The sequence below is a fragment of the Paraburkholderia sp. GAS38 genome (genome assembly GCF_050434965.1).
Lineage (GTDB): Bacteria > Pseudomonadota > Gammaproteobacteria > Burkholderiales > Burkholderiaceae > Paraburkholderia > Paraburkholderia phenazinium_A.
Window position 1 is genome coordinate 56,227 of the sequence record NZ_JBNDJO010000007.1, and the last position, 15,597, is coordinate 71,823.

General features: G+C 61.9%; 14 protein-coding genes. 10 read left to right on the forward strand and 4 right to left on the reverse strand.

Translation table 11 applies throughout. The annotated features are described in order from the left end of the window. Positions 1–11 precede the first annotated feature (11 nt). From P3T42_RS17955 to P3T42_RS17965, 3 genes are all read left to right on the forward strand, one after another. Positions 12–1,316 (forward strand): TniQ family protein, encoded by a 1,305-nt coding sequence (locus P3T42_RS17955; protein ID WP_167379443.1) that lies wholly within the window; start codon positions 12–14, stop codon positions 1,314–1,316. Between the two features lie 249 nt (positions 1,317–1,565). Beyond that, positions 1,566–2,177 (forward strand): TniQ family protein, encoded by a 612-nt coding sequence (locus P3T42_RS17960; RefSeq protein WP_429306966.1) that lies wholly within the window; start codon positions 1,566–1,568, stop codon positions 2,175–2,177. Further along, the gene (locus tag P3T42_RS17965) at positions 2,134–2,775 is read left to right on the forward strand and encodes a hypothetical protein (protein ID WP_253190076.1); all 642 of its coding nucleotides are present in this window, start codon (positions 2,134–2,136) and stop codon (positions 2,773–2,775) included. The genes P3T42_RS17960 and P3T42_RS17965 overlap by 44 nt, the downstream gene beginning before the upstream one ends. 130 nt (positions 2,776–2,905) lie before the next feature. On the opposite strand, the gene P3T42_RS17970 is transcribed toward P3T42_RS17965, so the two are convergent. The 3 genes from P3T42_RS17970 to P3T42_RS17980 form a co-directional block, all read right to left on the reverse strand. Further along, positions 2,906–4,264, reverse strand: a complete 1,359-nt coding sequence (locus tag P3T42_RS17970) for an SUMF1/EgtB/PvdO family nonheme iron enzyme (protein ID WP_429306798.1) — start codon at positions 4,262–4,264, stop codon at positions 2,906–2,908. Positions 4,265–4,396: 132 nt separating this feature from the next. Then, complete coding sequence (locus tag P3T42_RS17975) at positions 4,397–5,053, reverse strand: helix-turn-helix domain-containing protein (RefSeq protein ID WP_429306799.1); 657 nt, start codon at positions 5,051–5,053, stop codon at positions 4,397–4,399. Between the two features lie 291 nt (positions 5,054–5,344). After that, a complete protein-coding gene (locus P3T42_RS17980; protein ID WP_074296325.1) occupies positions 5,345–5,827 on the reverse strand; it encodes a universal stress protein in 483 nt (160 codons plus the stop codon). A 289-nt stretch (positions 5,828–6,116) separates the two neighbouring features. Here P3T42_RS17980 and P3T42_RS17985 point away from each other — a divergent pair, with 289 nt between their 5' ends. From P3T42_RS17985 to P3T42_RS17995, 3 genes are all read left to right on the forward strand, one after another. After that, a complete protein-coding gene (locus P3T42_RS17985) occupies positions 6,117–6,806 on the forward strand; it encodes a FadR/GntR family transcriptional regulator (protein WP_074296324.1) in 690 nt (229 codons plus the stop codon). Between the two features lie 159 nt (positions 6,807–6,965). Continuing rightward, positions 6,966–8,507 (forward strand): MFS transporter, encoded by a 1,542-nt coding sequence (locus P3T42_RS17990; protein WP_429306967.1) that lies wholly within the window; start codon positions 6,966–6,968, stop codon positions 8,505–8,507. Between the two features lie 199 nt (positions 8,508–8,706). Beyond that, on the forward strand, positions 8,707–9,036 hold the full coding sequence (locus P3T42_RS17995) for a hypothetical protein (protein WP_074296322.1): 330 nt from the start codon (positions 8,707–8,709) through the stop codon (positions 9,034–9,036). Here the strand turns inward: P3T42_RS17995 and P3T42_RS18000 are convergent. Then, on the reverse strand, positions 9,020–9,724 hold the full coding sequence (locus tag P3T42_RS18000; protein ID WP_074296321.1) for a helix-turn-helix transcriptional regulator: 705 nt from the start codon (positions 9,722–9,724) through the stop codon (positions 9,020–9,022). The two genes, P3T42_RS17995 and P3T42_RS18000, sit on opposite strands and share 17 nt — an antisense overlap. A gap of 886 nt (positions 9,725–10,610) precedes the next feature. Between P3T42_RS18000 and P3T42_RS18005 the strand changes: the two genes are divergently transcribed. The 4 genes from P3T42_RS18005 (at position 10,611) to P3T42_RS18020 (ending at position 15,597) form a co-directional block, all read left to right on the forward strand. Beyond that, positions 10,611–11,552 (forward strand): dihydrodipicolinate synthase family protein, encoded by a 942-nt coding sequence (locus P3T42_RS18005; protein ID WP_074296320.1) that lies wholly within the window; start codon positions 10,611–10,613, stop codon positions 11,550–11,552. Positions 11,553–11,579: 27 nt separating this feature from the next. Continuing rightward, a complete protein-coding gene (locus tag P3T42_RS18010) occupies positions 11,580–13,160 on the forward strand; it encodes an aldehyde dehydrogenase (NADP(+)) (protein ID WP_074296319.1) in 1,581 nt (526 codons plus the stop codon). A 42-nt stretch (positions 13,161–13,202) separates the two neighbouring features. Continuing rightward, positions 13,203–14,135 carry an SMP-30/gluconolactonase/LRE family protein gene (locus P3T42_RS18015; protein ID WP_074296318.1) on the forward strand — a complete coding sequence of 311 codons (933 nt, stop codon included), beginning with the start codon at positions 13,203–13,205 and terminating at the stop codon, positions 14,133–14,135. Positions 14,136–14,418: 283 nt separating this feature from the next. After that, a complete protein-coding gene (locus P3T42_RS18020) occupies positions 14,419–15,597 on the forward strand; it encodes an extracellular solute-binding protein (protein ID WP_074296317.1) in 1,179 nt (392 codons plus the stop codon).

Sequence of the window (15,597 nt, forward strand, 5' to 3'; positions counted from 1 at the left end):
TGCAGTCCGCCATGTCCGAAGACTTGCGTTCCGGTCTACCGCTGGCGCGAGAACCTGTTCCGTTGTTTTATGGGCTTCTGCCAATGGGGATAGGGACGGGAGATTGCGAAGGTCTGGTGAGTTACCTTTGCAGGTTGGCTTTGGCGCATTGCGTTAGCGTCGATGATCTGGTCAACATGGGACTGGCGCGGTATTCCGCAAACGATTTCAAAATCTGGCGTCATTTCTCGACGTGGATGAAAGACCGCGCGGTGGATGTCTTTGCGAAGCAACGCACGCTGGCACTCCGGGACGCCCTCGTCGGAGCGACCGGAATTCAGGCGGTCGGTCGGCTTTCGCTAGCTTCTCTTGATGGCGTCATAGATTTGGCGGGCATGTCCTCTCTCCGTCTTCGCCACTGTCCGCTGTGCTACGGAGCCGCAGAGTTTGCCCAACTGCACCGTCCGCTTCTTTGGGATCTGAAGGCAGTCAGTTGCTGTCCGGTTCACGCGGTGCGACTGGTCGATTCTGAATGCGGACGGGAGACACCCCAACGCCGTCCGAGGTGGCATAGAGTTCACATGCCAGGGGTCTGTACCGAGTGTGGCTCGATCGCCTACGCTTGCCGGGCGGTTTCCCACGTAGGCGCGTCGCTCGCAGAGCAGTGGGTGGCGCGTCAGTCAGCGATGCTCATTGCTGCGGTCTCGGATGGCGAGAATTTTGACGCACCGTTGGCGCCTGAGCGTATCCGCGGGCTCGCGACCCAGATAGGCGATGGCTTCCCATTTCGCGCAGCTGCAGTATGCGGGTTCAACAAAGCCAGGCTATACGATTGGATTCACGGAGTCAGGCTTATCAAGTACGCCCCTCTGCTCGCGCTCTGCGCGGCATGCGGTATAAATGTCGTTGATGTGTTGCGAGGCCCGGCGCAATGCTCCGAAGGGGCGGACTTTCGCTATAAGCCTCACGCGCGCCGAACTCGGATCACTTCTCTTGATGAGTTGCGCGAAAAGATAGATTCTGCGCTTGCTGTCCTGCAAGATCCCTCCGTGGCGGCTGTTGCGGCTTATATAGGTTGCGACCGTTCAACCATTTCGAAACGTCTGCCGGAGGAGGCGGCGATGCTCACAGCGCGTTGGCGCTCGGCAAGAAGCATTAATACGGCCGCGCGCATACTTGAGGCACAAGCATCGATTGAATCCGTTGCCCAGAATCTGAAGAACGCAGGTAAATCCGTTACGCTACGCAATGTGTGGCTCGAATCGGGCATTTGTGTAAGTCGAGGCTCACGCTTTGAAGAGCCTTTCAGGCGTGAGCAGGATGCGCAGAACGACTAGTCTCGTCAGCCGCTGCATTAGTACAGCGCGAGTAGGGCGATGCCGAAGTGCAGCGATTGCACCAACGAGGAGATGACAGGTTAGTCGTTCACATTGCCCGAGGTTTTTCGATCACCAACTCCAAACAGCGTGCTCGCCGATCTGCTTCTAGCGCGCGTAGGCTAGATTTCTTGAATTGTCGAGTCTTCGATACGTAATGGTTAGTTGCACTAGTTGATAAAGGTACGTACCGTGGTAAATCAGGTAGATGTGCAAACGACGGGAACCATCCTTTATCCGTTGAAGCCTATTGGTCTCGGTTTGTGGGACTGCGAAAGCGTCGGAAGCTTCATGCGTCGCCTCGCGTTCCAGCACTGCGTACCTTATGTGAAATTAAAATCGTACCTTTCCGAAATTTATCCGAGTCGTCGCGGATTGCGCAATCGATATAACAGTCCGGGCAAAGAGGCAGAATCGCTCACTTTAGCGACGGGCTGCGACGGTCTTCATAAATGCGCACTACTACCATTTCGAAATAACTTCGCTTTAATGATCGGAGGGATAGATGGCGCCGGGCGTTATTGCCCTGTGTGTGTTGAGGAATCTCCATTTCCAGATGCGTGGGGCCGGGTGCTGTGGGACATTTCCATAGTGGACGCATGTCCATTCCATGAGATCGACTTAATGTCTTGCTCGTGTCTCATCCCGATGCAGTACGGGTCCGCAAAGGCACCGAATCTATTTGGTGTATGTCCATGCTGTGGATCGGTGTCGTATGGCTGTTCCGAACACCCTGCAAGACGGGCAACCGGGAACAAACTTATAATCGCCATCGCAGATGGCCGATCTGATTGCGGCGATATCGGATGGCAAGGAGTTTGATCGTGGCGTCGCTGCTGAGGCGGTCTTGTGCCACCTCGTTGATGAGTTCGGCAGCGTAATGGAGGCATCCCGATTTTTTAGAATGGATGTGGGTCACTTGTATACGCTTGGCGGCCGATCAAGGGTCCCCATCGATTTGCTGATGACGATATGCTTGACAACTGGCGCGAATCTCGTACGTCTGCTTGACGGGAAAATCGAGCGGGCTTACCAGCCGTCCGATGCTATCCCCCGGGCGCGCCGCAGGACGATCCGCGATGCTGAGCTCGCTCTAGCGTTTCAACAGGCGGCTGGTGAGATGCCTGGAATGTCGTTACATGAACTCGCGCAATCGGTGCGCGTCGCTCCAAGGAGGATGGAAGTAATACTCCCGGAACTAGTAGCCACCATAAGAAGAAAGGACGAAATTGAAAGGGCCAAGAGGCGTCGCGCGCGTAGGCAACGGCTCGTGCAAAGGCTGCATGAGATCAAGAGAGAAGTTGAGGCGACGGGCGGCCGGCTTACAGAGTGCGTTGCTCGCTCGGAGACAGGGGCAGGGTTCTGGCCCGGCACGGAAAGCAGTCGCATACTGAAACTGGTAATACGAGGTAAGCTTTAGTTGGGGGCAGCTCATACTCGTCCCGAGACACCCCGCACGTTTTCTGCTCGCCTCCATATTCGCTTTGGGTGGGGAAAATAAAGCATAAGTCGGCCAGTATTTGCAATAAAGCATAAGGCTGTTTTGACGATCAACTTACGCTTTGTTTGTCACACGCCCGCACACACCGAAACCCCGCATACACATACTGATAATGCGCCTGAAACCAGTTGCGAAACGCGGGCCGCAACATGCATTGCGCGGTCCGCGCCGAGCCGCCCTTCAGCACGTAATGCTGCCCGTCGAAGAAGTTCGCGGAGTAACCCAGATAAAACGGAAACGCTTCGAATCCGGGCAACGCGTCGAATAGCGTGGACGTCCATTCCCAGCCGTTGCCGAACTGGCCTTCCACGCCAAACGCGCTGATGTTGTCGGGATAGGCGTCGACGGCCTGCGGATCCCAGTGACGGAAATCGAAGTTGCCCGACGCCGCATGAGGCGCGCCGTGGGCCGCGCGTTGCCATTGCGCTTCGCTCGGCAGCGCTTTGCCGGCCCAGCGGGCGTAGGCGCTCGCTTCGGCATGACTGACATAGACCGGCCAATCGAGCGGCAAGGGGCGCTCTTCGAACATGGTGCGCAGCAGCCACTCGCCGTCGCCGGCACGTTGCGACCAGCCCGCCGGGTGGGTGATTGCCTCGCTTTCCTTCCAGAGCCAGTCCTTGTCTTTCCACCACGTACTCTGGCGATATCCGCCGGCCATGACGAATTCGAGGTACGCGCCGTTCGTCACCATGTAACGGTCGATCTCGAAGGCGGGCACGTCGACGCGCAATTCGCCGAACTCGTTATCCCAGCCGAAGCGGCCGCTTTCGCGCGTCATGCCGAGCAGCGTCGAGCCTGCCGGCACGCTGACCATCGGCGCGTGATCCACTTCGCCGGTGCGACCGGCATGCCGCGCGGGAGGGACGTAGCCGGGGCGTTGCCCTTCGCCGTCGCTGCGCTCGGCAATCTTCTGCGCCAGCGGCAACTGATGCAGCATGTAAGCGAGGGTCTCGGCGTGCATCAGGCGATGCTCGATGGCGACGTTCAGCAACTGCTCGGCCGAGCCGGTCTGCGCGCCGTTTCCTTGAGGCTGGCCGTCGACGTTCAAGGCCGCCAGCTCGCGGTCGATCTGCGCACGCGCTTGCTCGCCGTACGCGCGCACGGCTTCCAGCGACGGCCAGTCGCCCGGCACATCGGTCGGCAGTCCGCCGTCGACGGGATCGATGCCGAACGCGAACAGCGCATCGAGCGATGCATCGAAGGCGGGCAGCGAGCACAGGCGCTCGTCGAACAGATTGCGGTCGAACGCTTCGAGATGCCCGATATAGAACACGATCCGGTGACGCTCGCGGATCGGCCGTTCGTACAGGTATTCGGGTTTGACGATGGAGAAGAGGGCGTCGGTAATGTGACGCGCGTCGATCAGGCGCTGGACCAGCGGATGATGCGGGGCGGGGTCGCGATTCATATCGCCGGGCCTCCTGGAGGGGGACAGTTTGAAGACTGTACCTGAGTCGCAGGAGACGTGCCAAGGAGGCGCACGCGAGGAGGCCGCGGCCGCCCTGGCCGCGCCGTCCGATAGGCCCGCAACAGCGGGCGGCTACACCGCCCGCAGACCTTCGAGATCGACGATGCGGATGAACTTGCCTTGCGTGTCGATCAGGCCGCGCTTTTGAAATCTTGACAGGGTGCGGCTGACCGTTTCGAGCGTCGTGCCCAGGTAGCTGCCCATGTCTTCGCGCGTCATGCGCAGATTGAATTCCGCCGATGAATAGCCGCGTTGCGCGTTGCGCTCCGACACGTCGAGCAGGAACGCGGCGACCCGTTCGTCCGCGGAGAGCGAGCCGAGCACCATCATTTGCGCGGCCTCGCGGACGATCTGCTCGCCCATCAGCTTATGCAGGCGCTCCTGCATGGAGCCGACTTCGCGGCACAGACGCTTGAGCGCGATGTACGGAACGATGCAGACGGTGCTGTCCTCGAGCGCGGTCGCGCTGCACGCGTGCTTGTCGTCGCTGATGCCGTCGAGGCCGAGCGCCTCGCCCGCGAGGCGCAAGCCGGTCACCTGTTCGCGGCCGTCGCGGTGCGCCATGGTGGTCTTGAGCGAGCCGGAGCGCACCGCATACAGATTGTCGAAGGCGTCCCCGGAACGGTAGAGCGCCTCGCCGCGCCGTACCGGGCGCGCGCTGCAGATCAGCGCTTCGAGCTTCGGCAGTTCATCGGGCGAGAGACCTTGCGGCATGCACAGTTGCCGCATCGCGCAACTCGAACAGCGCGCGCTGCTGCGGGCGGCCGGGCGCACAGGCGCACGGCGGGCAGAAGGGCGGACAACGGGGGTGGGCGTAAGCATGGTGTACGACCATTTGTAAGGAGAACATACCCATTGTCCCACCATGGTTAAACGCTGTTTAGCGACAAAATGACGCGCGCCCGCGCTTCTTCCGTTTGAGCGGGATCACACGGTTGTCAGGTTGCATCGCGCCCCAGGAACGCCGGGCCAGCGCGTGACGCCATGGCGCCCGCCCGGCCGGTCCGTGTCCCAGCACGCTCAAGCAGAGGCGTCTGCCTGCGCGCCTGGCTCCTGGCTCGCCGCCGATGGAACCAGCAGCACGGGCAAGGCCGCTTGCCGCACGCAGCGCTCCGCGACGCTGCCGAGGAACAGCCGCTGGACACCGCGGCGTCCGTGCGTACCCATCACGAGCAGGTCGGCGTTGAATGCGGCCGCGCCCTTCAGCACGACGGTGGAGACGTCGTCGAGCGAGGACGCCTCGCCGACCGCCACTTCACCGCTGACGCCGCGCTCGCGCATGGCCTGGGTGAACTCGGCGCCGAGTTCCTTGCCCTGCTCGATCATCCGGTTGCGCAGGATGGACGGGTCGTAGCCGGGCGCTTCGAAGTACATCGGGGTGTTTTCCACCACATAGAAAGGCTGCAGCACCGCGCCCATCGAACTGGCCAGGTTCAGGGCGGATTCAAAGGCACGGCGGGAGGTATTGCTGCCGTCGACCGCTACGAGGATGCGTTTATACATGTTGGACTCCACGTCGGAAAGGTTCGAGACCGGCTGCGCCTGATGTCGGCTGTGCGAAGGCGCCTGATGACCGATTCCAGCTTCAATGATCGCTGAAGAATGTGCAGTTTTGTCAGGATGTAAATCAAACACTTGTCAAATTTCCGCTCGTAGGGTCATATAGTCGCCGCGCCGCCCAGTCGGCTTTTGCGGGCGGCGTTGGGGTCGTTTGACTCATCTTTAAGCGGGCAACACACGCTGTTTGCCTTACAATCGTGGTCTATTCTGACAAGCTAACCCTTCATCGATGATGAACGAGCGCAAATCGACGGGCTTGCCCGACAAGATCTATAGCGACATCCTGAACCGCATACTCGAAGGCGAGTACAAGGAAGGTGAGCGCCTGCCCACTGAGCACGCGCTCGCCGAAACTTTCGAAACCTCGCGGCCCACCGTGCGCGAAGCGCTGGCCCGGCTGCGTGCCGACGGCATCATCGTCACGCGGCACGGTTCGGGCACCACGGTGGCGCGCCGGCCCGATCCGGACGTGCGCCGCTTCGCGCCGCTCGAGACGCTCTCCGATATTCGCCGCTGCTACGAATTCCGTATCGTCACCGAAGCCGGTGCGGCCGAACTCGCGGCGGAAAAAGCCGAGGCGGAAGACCTCGCCGCGATCCAGCACGCGTGGGACGAACTGGAGCGCATCGTCGAAACCCAGGGTATCGGCGCAAAGGACGACTTCTCGTTTCATCTGGCCGTCGCGCGGGCGTCGAAGAATCCGTTTTTCATCACCGTGATGTCCTTCATCGAAGAGCAGATCGTGTTCAGCATGAACCTGTCGCGCAACCTGTCGCTGGTGAAGACGGTCGAGCGGCAGCGGCTCGTGCAGGCCGAGCATCTGGCCGTCCTCGAAGCGATCCGTCGCAAGGATGGTCCCGCGGCCGGCCAGGCGATGCGGGTGCACCTCGAAAACGCACTCGAGCGGATGTTCGGTTCCTGACGGACTCCCGTCATCCCGGGCCGCGTCGAACGCGGCCCGTTTTTTTTAATCGGTCCGGCCTCGTGTCTGGCTTTTTCGCGCCCTCTTTTACGCGTTACGCCGCGTTGTCCCGAAGTGAATGCTCCTCGCCCCCTGCCTTTCCGTGATGCGCTGCTGGCGATGCTCGGCATCGCCCTCGTCAACATGCTGGTCGCGCTCGATCAGACCGTGGTCAGCACCGCCTTGCCGTCGATCGTGTCCGAATTGCGCGGCTTCGAGTACTACGCGTGGATCGCGAGCGCTTACCTGCTGGCCTCGGTGGTGACGGTGCCGGTGTTCGGGCGGCTGGGCGACTATTTCGGCCGCAAGCGTTTCGTCATTGCCGCGGTGATCGTCTTCACGGTGGCCTCGGTGCTGTGCGGCGTGGCCCCCAGCATGCCGTTCCTGGTGGTGGCGCGCGGCCTGCAAGGCGTCGGCGGCGGGATGATGGTGGGCACCGCCTTCGCCTCGATCCCCGATCTGTTTCCCGACGCCCGCGCCCGGGTGCGCTGGCAGGTGATCATGGCGGCGGCTTACGGCATCGGCACGGCAGCGGGGCCGTCGCTCGGCGGCTGGCTGAGCCAGCAGTTCGGCTGGCGTTCCACGTTCCTGGTCAATCTGCCGGTGGGCGTGCTGGCGCTGTATTTCATCTGGGCGCATTTGCCCAACTACCGGCGTGCGGTGAGCGGCCAGGTCCGCATCGACTGGAGCGGGGCGGTGCTGGTGGCGCTGGTGCTCGGCGGCTTGCAGACGTTTATCGAAGCGGTGCCGAAGTCGGGCCTCACCACCGGCAACCTGGTGCTGGCGGCGCTGGTCGTGCTCGGCGCCGCGGCGCTGCTGATCTGCGAGCACCGCGCGACGCACCCCATCATTCCGCTCGATCTGTTCAGGGACCCGCAACTCGTCACGCTGTTCACGCTGTCGCTGTTGTCAGGCTTCGTGATGTTTTCGCTGATTTTTTTCGCGCCGCTGCTGTTGCAGGGCGGCTTCGGCCTAACCCCGCAGCAGGCGGGTCTGCTCGCCACGCCGATCGCGGCCTGCATCGCCCTCGGCAGCGTGATCAACACGCGCATCGTGATTCACATGCCGAAGCCGACGCTGATCCTGTCGATCGGCTTCATGCTGCTGGTGATCGCCTCGGTCGGCATTGCGCTGGCGACGCCGGCCACGCCGCATCTTTACCTCGAACTGGCGATGGGCGCGGTCGGCATCGGGCTCGGCTTCATTCTCAACAACCTGAACGTCTTCGGCCAGGAAATCGCGGGCCGCGAGCGCTTCGGCATCACCACCGCGCTGTTGCAGTCCACGCGGATGGTGGGCGGCATGCTGGGCACCAGCATCGTCGCCACGATCATCAACCGCCGCTACGAGGCGGGCGTCGCGGAGTCGTTGCAGGTGCTGGGCGAGCCGGTCGCCTCCGCGTGGCTGCCCAAACTGTCGGATCCGCGCATCCTGATCGACCCGAGCCTGCGCGACGGCTTGCTGGCCGAACTGGCGCACGCGGGGCTGGCCGGCCCTGCTCTCGTGGAAGCGGCGCGCCGCGTGCTGGTTCAGTCCATCCACATTGGCGTGGTGCTTACCGGCATCGCCGCGCTGGTGGCGGCTTTCGTGGTGCGCCGGATCGCGCATATCACCTTTAAACGCAGCAGCGACAGCAATAGCGGCGCTCCAGCAGCGCATTAATCGCCTTTCAAGGGACCGCCGTGCGGTGGTCCCGAACTCTTTTCGCCTCTGCCGAACATATTTCGGGCAATAAAAAACGCGCGAAAATCGCTATGCGCGTTGGGTCGGTTTTGCACCTACCTACCTGGATAGGTGTGTGGTCTTTCAGGGTCCAGCAAAATTCATACAAATAACGGCCAATCCACCTGAGAAACTCGCCATGGAATTACTAGAAAATCATTGGAAAGCCCCCGTCACGATTCAAAACCGTGCGGTCGATACTCCCGAAGAAACCTCCACCACGGTTGATCGCCACCTGATCATTGCTTACCGCAAAATGAAAAAGGAAAGCCAGCGGCGTTTCTGGGCACGCTTTGGCGTGACGCAATCGCGTGGCAGCCGGTTCGAATCGGGCGCAGAAATTCCGCCGCCGGTTTCAATCCTGCTGGGGCTGTACTTCCTGAAGACGGTTTCTGACGGCGATTTAGGGCGTGCCGAGCGGGTGATTTATAGCCGCGACGCTGCTGCCCTGCTTAACCCGGGTCAATAAGTCCGAGTTGCGCGGCAATCACGGCTGCCGCGCGCCGTGAGTTCACCCCGAATTTCGCCCTGATATTCTTCACGTGGAAGTTCACTGCGGCTTCCGAGCAACTGAGAATATGTGAAATCTCCCAGGTGGATTTACCGCGCGCGGTCCAGTTCAGGCATTCCCGCTCGCGCGGCGTCAGTTGCGGCAGGACGGTTTGCGCATGCGAGTGGAGATGGCGGCGACTGGTGTCGATCACCACATCGCGCAGCAGGACGAGATTGGGCAGCACGCCGTCAATGTGCGTCCAGAACGAGTCGGTCGTGTTGAAGTTATTGGCGAAGCACAGCATGCCGGCTTCCTGATTCGGGCCATGGATCGGCAAGGACAGGCCCGAGCGCAGTCCGTGCGTGCAGGCAAGCTCGTAGAGCGCCCGCTGCTGGCGCGTGGCGAACAGTTCCGGCGACCAGATCAGCGGCGCCGAGCGGCTCAGGCAATGCGTGACGATGGGGTCGATGTGCATGAACCCCTGCTCTTCATAACTGCGGCGCCAGGTTTGCGAATACGTGCTGCGAACGTAAGCATCTTCCAGGCGCATACCGGGGCGCGGCAGCATGGCGATAAGAACCCGGTCGAATCCCCATGTGCCGGCGATTGTGGTGAGCGCGTTGAACCACGTCGCTTCGTCTGGGGCGTCCACGAGTGGCGACATTTGCTCGATAAAATGTAGCGACACTTTCGTTCTCTCAATCGCAGCAGCCCGGCCGCGGGTTTCGTCGGCGCGAACTCGCGACCGGCATGATATTGGGCAGCAATTTATCACCGTTTATTCCTGAACGGTTCAAACCGCAAAGTCAGGCGCTTCTAATCCGGGTACCCGGATTCTTGCCGCTCAGTCTATAGAAATCAAAAATATCCCCGCCTGGCGAAAATTTGCCCAGACCGGCTGCCAGTTGTAAGACCTTACGCTGTGTTGCGTGCGCCGCCTGGCAATTGTCAAATCAACCCTGCTGAAAACGATTTCCACCCGATTTAACAATTCGGGCGACGGCTATCTGCACCGATCCGCATGATAGTTTCAAAGAACGACTGCCTGCAATAAAGTCCGCGTGTTTTTTAACCATTGTCCTTGAATGTCTTTGGCTCGATTGAACAAGCCGGTTCAAATCGTTTCCTGAACCGACTGCGTGATCCCAATAGAAACGGGGTTTGACGAAATAGGCGTCGCTTCATACGGTCAAATTGACCGTTAATAATTAATTCGGGATGTTTTACCTGGCCGATTTTATTTGTCGCGCGTTGACGACGGGCTGTCCTTATCATCGGATATCGCGCCCACGCTGCTGGGTGACCCCCGTTCAGCCGCACATGGTGAGAGGCGCATGTTGTCATACCAGATTTGCCGGTCTGACGGAGCCGGAAAAGCCGCATGAATGTACCTTGGAACGCCCAAGACGTAAGGAGCTAAAAGATTTCTTTTACCTGACGGACAGCTATCCGTGGAAGCCCTGATCCTGATGCATTTCAAATGTTGTTTGACAACATTGCGAGCGGGGTGCTACCTTGGCATCAATTCTTCGATACTGTCTTGAGGTGCCATGAAAACTTCTCCCATTCTCGATAGCGAGTTCGCCGCCACTGTCATGGCCGTGCCGCCGCTGGCCCGCCGCGCCGATTACTCGCTCGACGCCGCCGAAAACCGCAAGCTGATCCAGCACATCGAGGCGGGCGGCGTGCGTACCTTGCTGTATGGCGGCAATGCCAATCTGTACCACGTCGCCGTCAGCGAATACCGCGAGCTGCTCGATCTGCTCGCGGACAGCGCCGGCCCGGACACGCGGGTGATTCCGGCCATCGGCGCGGACTACGGCAAGATGCTCGATCAGGCGCGCATCCTTGCGCAGACCTCCTACCGTACGGCCATGGTGCTGCCGCTCGCGGGCTTTACCACTTCCGAAGGTGTGGAAACCGGCCTGACCCGCATCGTCGACACAGCGGGTATCCCGCTCACGCTCTATATCAAGAGCGAAAACTACGTGGACGTCGACACGCTGGCCCGTCTGGTCAACAACGGCACACTGATTGCGGTGAAATACGCTATCGTGCGCGAGAACCCCGCTGACGACGCGTACCTGCGCCGCCTGCTGGAGAGCGTGCCGGCTGCGAAGGTGGTGTCCGGCATGGGCGAGCGCCCGGCGCTGGTACACGTGCGCGATTTCGGCCTCGCGGCCTGGACAACCGGCTCGGGCTGCATTGCCTCGCACGCGGTGACGGCGCTGTTGCACGCGGCCAAGGCCGGCCGGATGGAAGACGCGCAGCGCATTTACGACGCGTTCATGCCGCTCGAAACCTTGCGCGACGACATTTCGCTGATTCGCGTGCTGCACGACGCCGTCACGTACTCGAAGATCGCCGACATGGGTCCGATGCTGCCGTTGCTGAGTTCGAGCCCGCAGGAGCATCACGCGAGTATCGAGCAGGCGGCGCAGGCGCTGCTCGCGTTCGAACGCCAGTTTGCGCAAGCCTCTACGGCGCGCTAAACATCCCAAGGATAAAAGGAATACACGATGCAGATTACCGGAGACATGTTGCTGGGCGCTTCCGCCGTGCGCGGCACCCAGGGCACCTTGCGCGCGTTCGACCCGGCACGTAACGCGGAAATCGAACCCGCGTTCGGCGCCGGCGGCGCGGCGGACGTCGAGCGCGCCTGCGAACTCGCGGCACAGGCCTTCGACCCGTACCGCCTCGCCTCGCTCGAGACGCGCGCGCGTTTTCTCGAAGCGATTGCCGAGAACATCCTCGCATTGGGCGACACGCTGATCGAGCGCGCGCACGTCGAATCGGCGTTGCCGAAGGCACGCCTCGAAGGCGAGCGCGGCCGCACGGTCGGCCAGCTCAAGCTGTTTGCGTCGCTGGTGCGCGAAGGCCGCTGGCTGACCGCCACGCTCGACTCCGCACTGCCGGAGCGCAAGCCGCTGCCGCGTTCGGATCTGCGTCTGCAGAAGATTCCGGTCGGGCCGGTCGCGGTATTCGGCGCGAGCAATTTCCCACTGGCGTTTTCCGTCGCGGGTGGCGATACGGCCTCTGCGTTGGCGGCGGGCTGCCCGGTGGTCGTCAAGGCGCATCCGGCGCATCTCGGCACCTCCGAACTGGTGGGCCGGGCGATCCAGAAGGCGGTCGCCGAGAGCGGTCTGCCCGAAGGCGTGTTCTCGCTCGTGATCGGTGCGGGTAACGAAATCGGCGAGGCGCTGGTCAAGCATCCGGCCATCAAGTCGGTGGGCTTCACCGGCTCGCGTCGCGGTGGTCTCGCGCTGGTCGAGATCGCCTCGAAGCGCCGTGAACCGATTCCCGTGTTCGCCGAAATGAGCAGCGTCAATCCGTTCTTCGTGTTCCCCGGCGCGTTGGCCAAACGCGGTGAAGCGCTGGCGAACGGCTTCGTCGACTCGGTCACGCTCGGCGTCGGCCAGTTCTGTACGAATCCGGGTCTCGTGCTGGTGCTCGAGGGCCCGCATACGCGCGGCTTCATCGACGCGGCCGCGAAGGCGCTCGCCGGCAAGGGCGCGCAGACGATGCTGACGGCAGGCATCGCGACGGCCTACCGTGACGGCGTCGCGCAACGCGCCTCGAGCAATGGCGTGCAAAGCGTGGCGCAAGGTGCATCCACGGAAGCGACCTGCGCTGCGTTGCCGGTGCTGTTCGAAACCACCGCGGCGCAATTCCTGGCCTCGGCGCAGCTTGAAGACGAAATCTTCGGACCGACCTCGCTGATCGTCACCTGCGCCGACATCGGCGAAATGCTCAAGGTGGCGGAACATCTCGAAGGCCAACTGACCGCGACCCTGCAACTCGAAGCGGACGACTACGCGCTGGCGCGGCAACTTCTGCCCACACTCGAGCGCAAGGTAGGCCGGATTCTCGCCAACGGTTTTCCGACCGGCGTCGAAGTGTCGTATGCGATGGTGCACGGCGGCCCGTTCCCGGCCACCTCGGACGGACGCGCCACCTCGGTGGGCGCCACCGCGATCGAACGCTTCCTGCGCCCGGTCTGCTATCAGGATCTGCCGGCCGAGTTGCTGCCCGAAGCGCTGCACGACGGCAATCCGCTTCACCTCTGGCGTTTGCGCGACGGTAAACTGGTGCAGGAGTAACACCCCAATCCGATCACGCGCAGGTAACCCCTAGGACATGGCATGACCGAAACGAACCGACGCTATCCCGATCCCGCGATCCGCATTCTCGATCCGCGTTTCAAGGACTTGCGGCTGGCCTCGGCTTCGGTCGAATGTCTGTATCAGGGGGCGCGCTGGTCGGAGGGTCCGGTGTGGTTCGGGGATGGCCGCTATCTGCTGTGGAGCGACATCCCGAACAACCGCATCCTGCGATGGGATGAGCAGAGCGGCGCCGTGACGCCGTTTCGCCAGCCTTCGAACCACGCCAATGGCCACACGCGCGATCGCGAAGGACGGCTCGTCAGTTGCGAGCATCTGACGCGTCGCGTCACGCGCACCGAATACGACGGGTCGATCACCGTGCTGGCCGACCGTTATCGCGGCAAGCGCCTCAATTCGCCCAACGACGTGATCGTGAAGTCGGACGGCTCGATCTGGTTCAGCGATCCGACCTTCGGCATCGACAGCTTCTACGAAGGCGAGCAGCAGCAATCGGAGTTGCCGGCTTGCGTGTATCGGGTGGACGGGCAGAGCGGCGAGGTGACGGTCGTGATCGACGACGTGCTCGGACCGAACGGCCTCGCCTTCTCGCCGGACGAATCGATCCTGTACGTAGTCGAATCGCGCGGCGAGCCGCGCAAGATCCGCGCGTTCGACGTCACCGGCACTGCGCTCTCGAACAACCGCGTACTGATCGACGCGGGGCCCGGCACGCCGGACGGCTTCCGGGTCGACATCCACGGCAACCTCTGGTGCGGCTGGGGCATGGGCACCGAGGAACTCGACGGCGTGCGCGTCTTCACGCCGCAAGGCGAGGCCATCGGTCATATTGCATTGCCGGAGCGTTGCGCGAACGTGTGTTTCGGCGGCTTGCATCGCAACCGTCTGTTCATGGCGGCGAGCCACGGGCTGTATTCGTTGTATGTGAATACGCAGGGCGTAAAGGGCGGCTAAGGTGCCCATGGATGCCTGTAGTTACCCATTAGTGCTTGCGGTTGCCAAACAAGTGGCCATCAAATCCGCTCGCCACGTCCCCGTCACCGCGCTCGAGAATCTCCATCAACGCTTTGTATAAAAAGACTTTCCTCGCCATCTGAAGTCGCTGCTCCCGCACGGCTCAAACCGTGAATTGGCTTGACATCAACAGTGGGCCTTCGCTATGTTGCATTGAGAGACGCACACCGCCCGCACCGCGATTCGACTGGCGGACTTCCATACCAAGAAGCGAGGAGACGTAATGACTTTTTCTGGCAGCTTGTCGGTCAGGTTAGCGGGCTTATGGGTGGCGGTGGGGGCAGCGTTCGGTGCAACCTTCGCGGCGCCGGCCTGGGCGGATCCGGTCACGCTCAATATCGTCGACGTAGCGGGCGATCTTCAGTTGACGCAAAAGGGCTTCGAGGCGTTCAAGGCCAAATACCCGAATCTGGTAGCGAACATCACCTATACGAACGCGCCCGCGCCGCAGTTGCCGGGCAAGCTCAAGGCCATGCAGGCGGCCGGCCGCTCCGATATCGATCTGGTGCTGACCGGCACCGACGCGCTCGCCGCCGGCATCCAGCAGAACCTGTGGATCAAGCTGTTGCCGGATCAGGCGGCCACCTTCCCAGGCGTGCTCGACAACTACGCGCCCGGTCCGCGCAAGATGCAGGACCTCGCGCAAGGCGACGGACTTGAAGTGGCCTACATGCCCGCCGGTCCGCTGCTCGAATACAACCCGGCGAAGGTCGGCGATCCGCCGAAGACACCCGATCAACTGCTTCAATGGTGCAAGGCGCATCCTAACAAGCTGATCTATGCGCGGCCGGCCAACTCCGGTCCGGGACGCACGTTCCTGATGGGCTTGCCGTATGTACTCGGCGACAAGGACCCGCGCGATCCGATCCACGGCTGGGACAAGACCTGGGCGTTCCTCAAGCAACTGAACGACTGCGTGCCGTATTACCCTGGCGGCACCTCGGCGGTGATGAAGGAACTGGGCGAGGGCACCCGCGACATGACGGTCACGGTGACCGGCTGGGACATCAACCCGCGTGCGCTCGGCATCGTGCCGGCCGAATTCCGCGTGCAGGGTTTCGACAACATGACGTGGGTCGACGACGCTCACTATATGGTGATCCCGAAGGGCGTGCCGAAAGAGAAGCTCGACGTGCTCTACAAGCTGATGAATTTCATGCTGCAACCGGCGCAGCAGGCGTTGACCTATGACGACGGCTATTTCTACCCGGGACCGGCCATCAAGGGTGTCAGCGTCGAGCAGGCGCCGGCGCATAGCCAGGAGGTCCTGAAGAAGTACGGCCGCCCGGAATATACGCAGATGCTGACTGCGCATCCGCACGTCCTGCCGCTGGATGCCGCGGCGATGGTAGCGGCGTTCCAGAAGTGGGACCGCGATATCGGTGCGCAGAAGAGCCAGTAG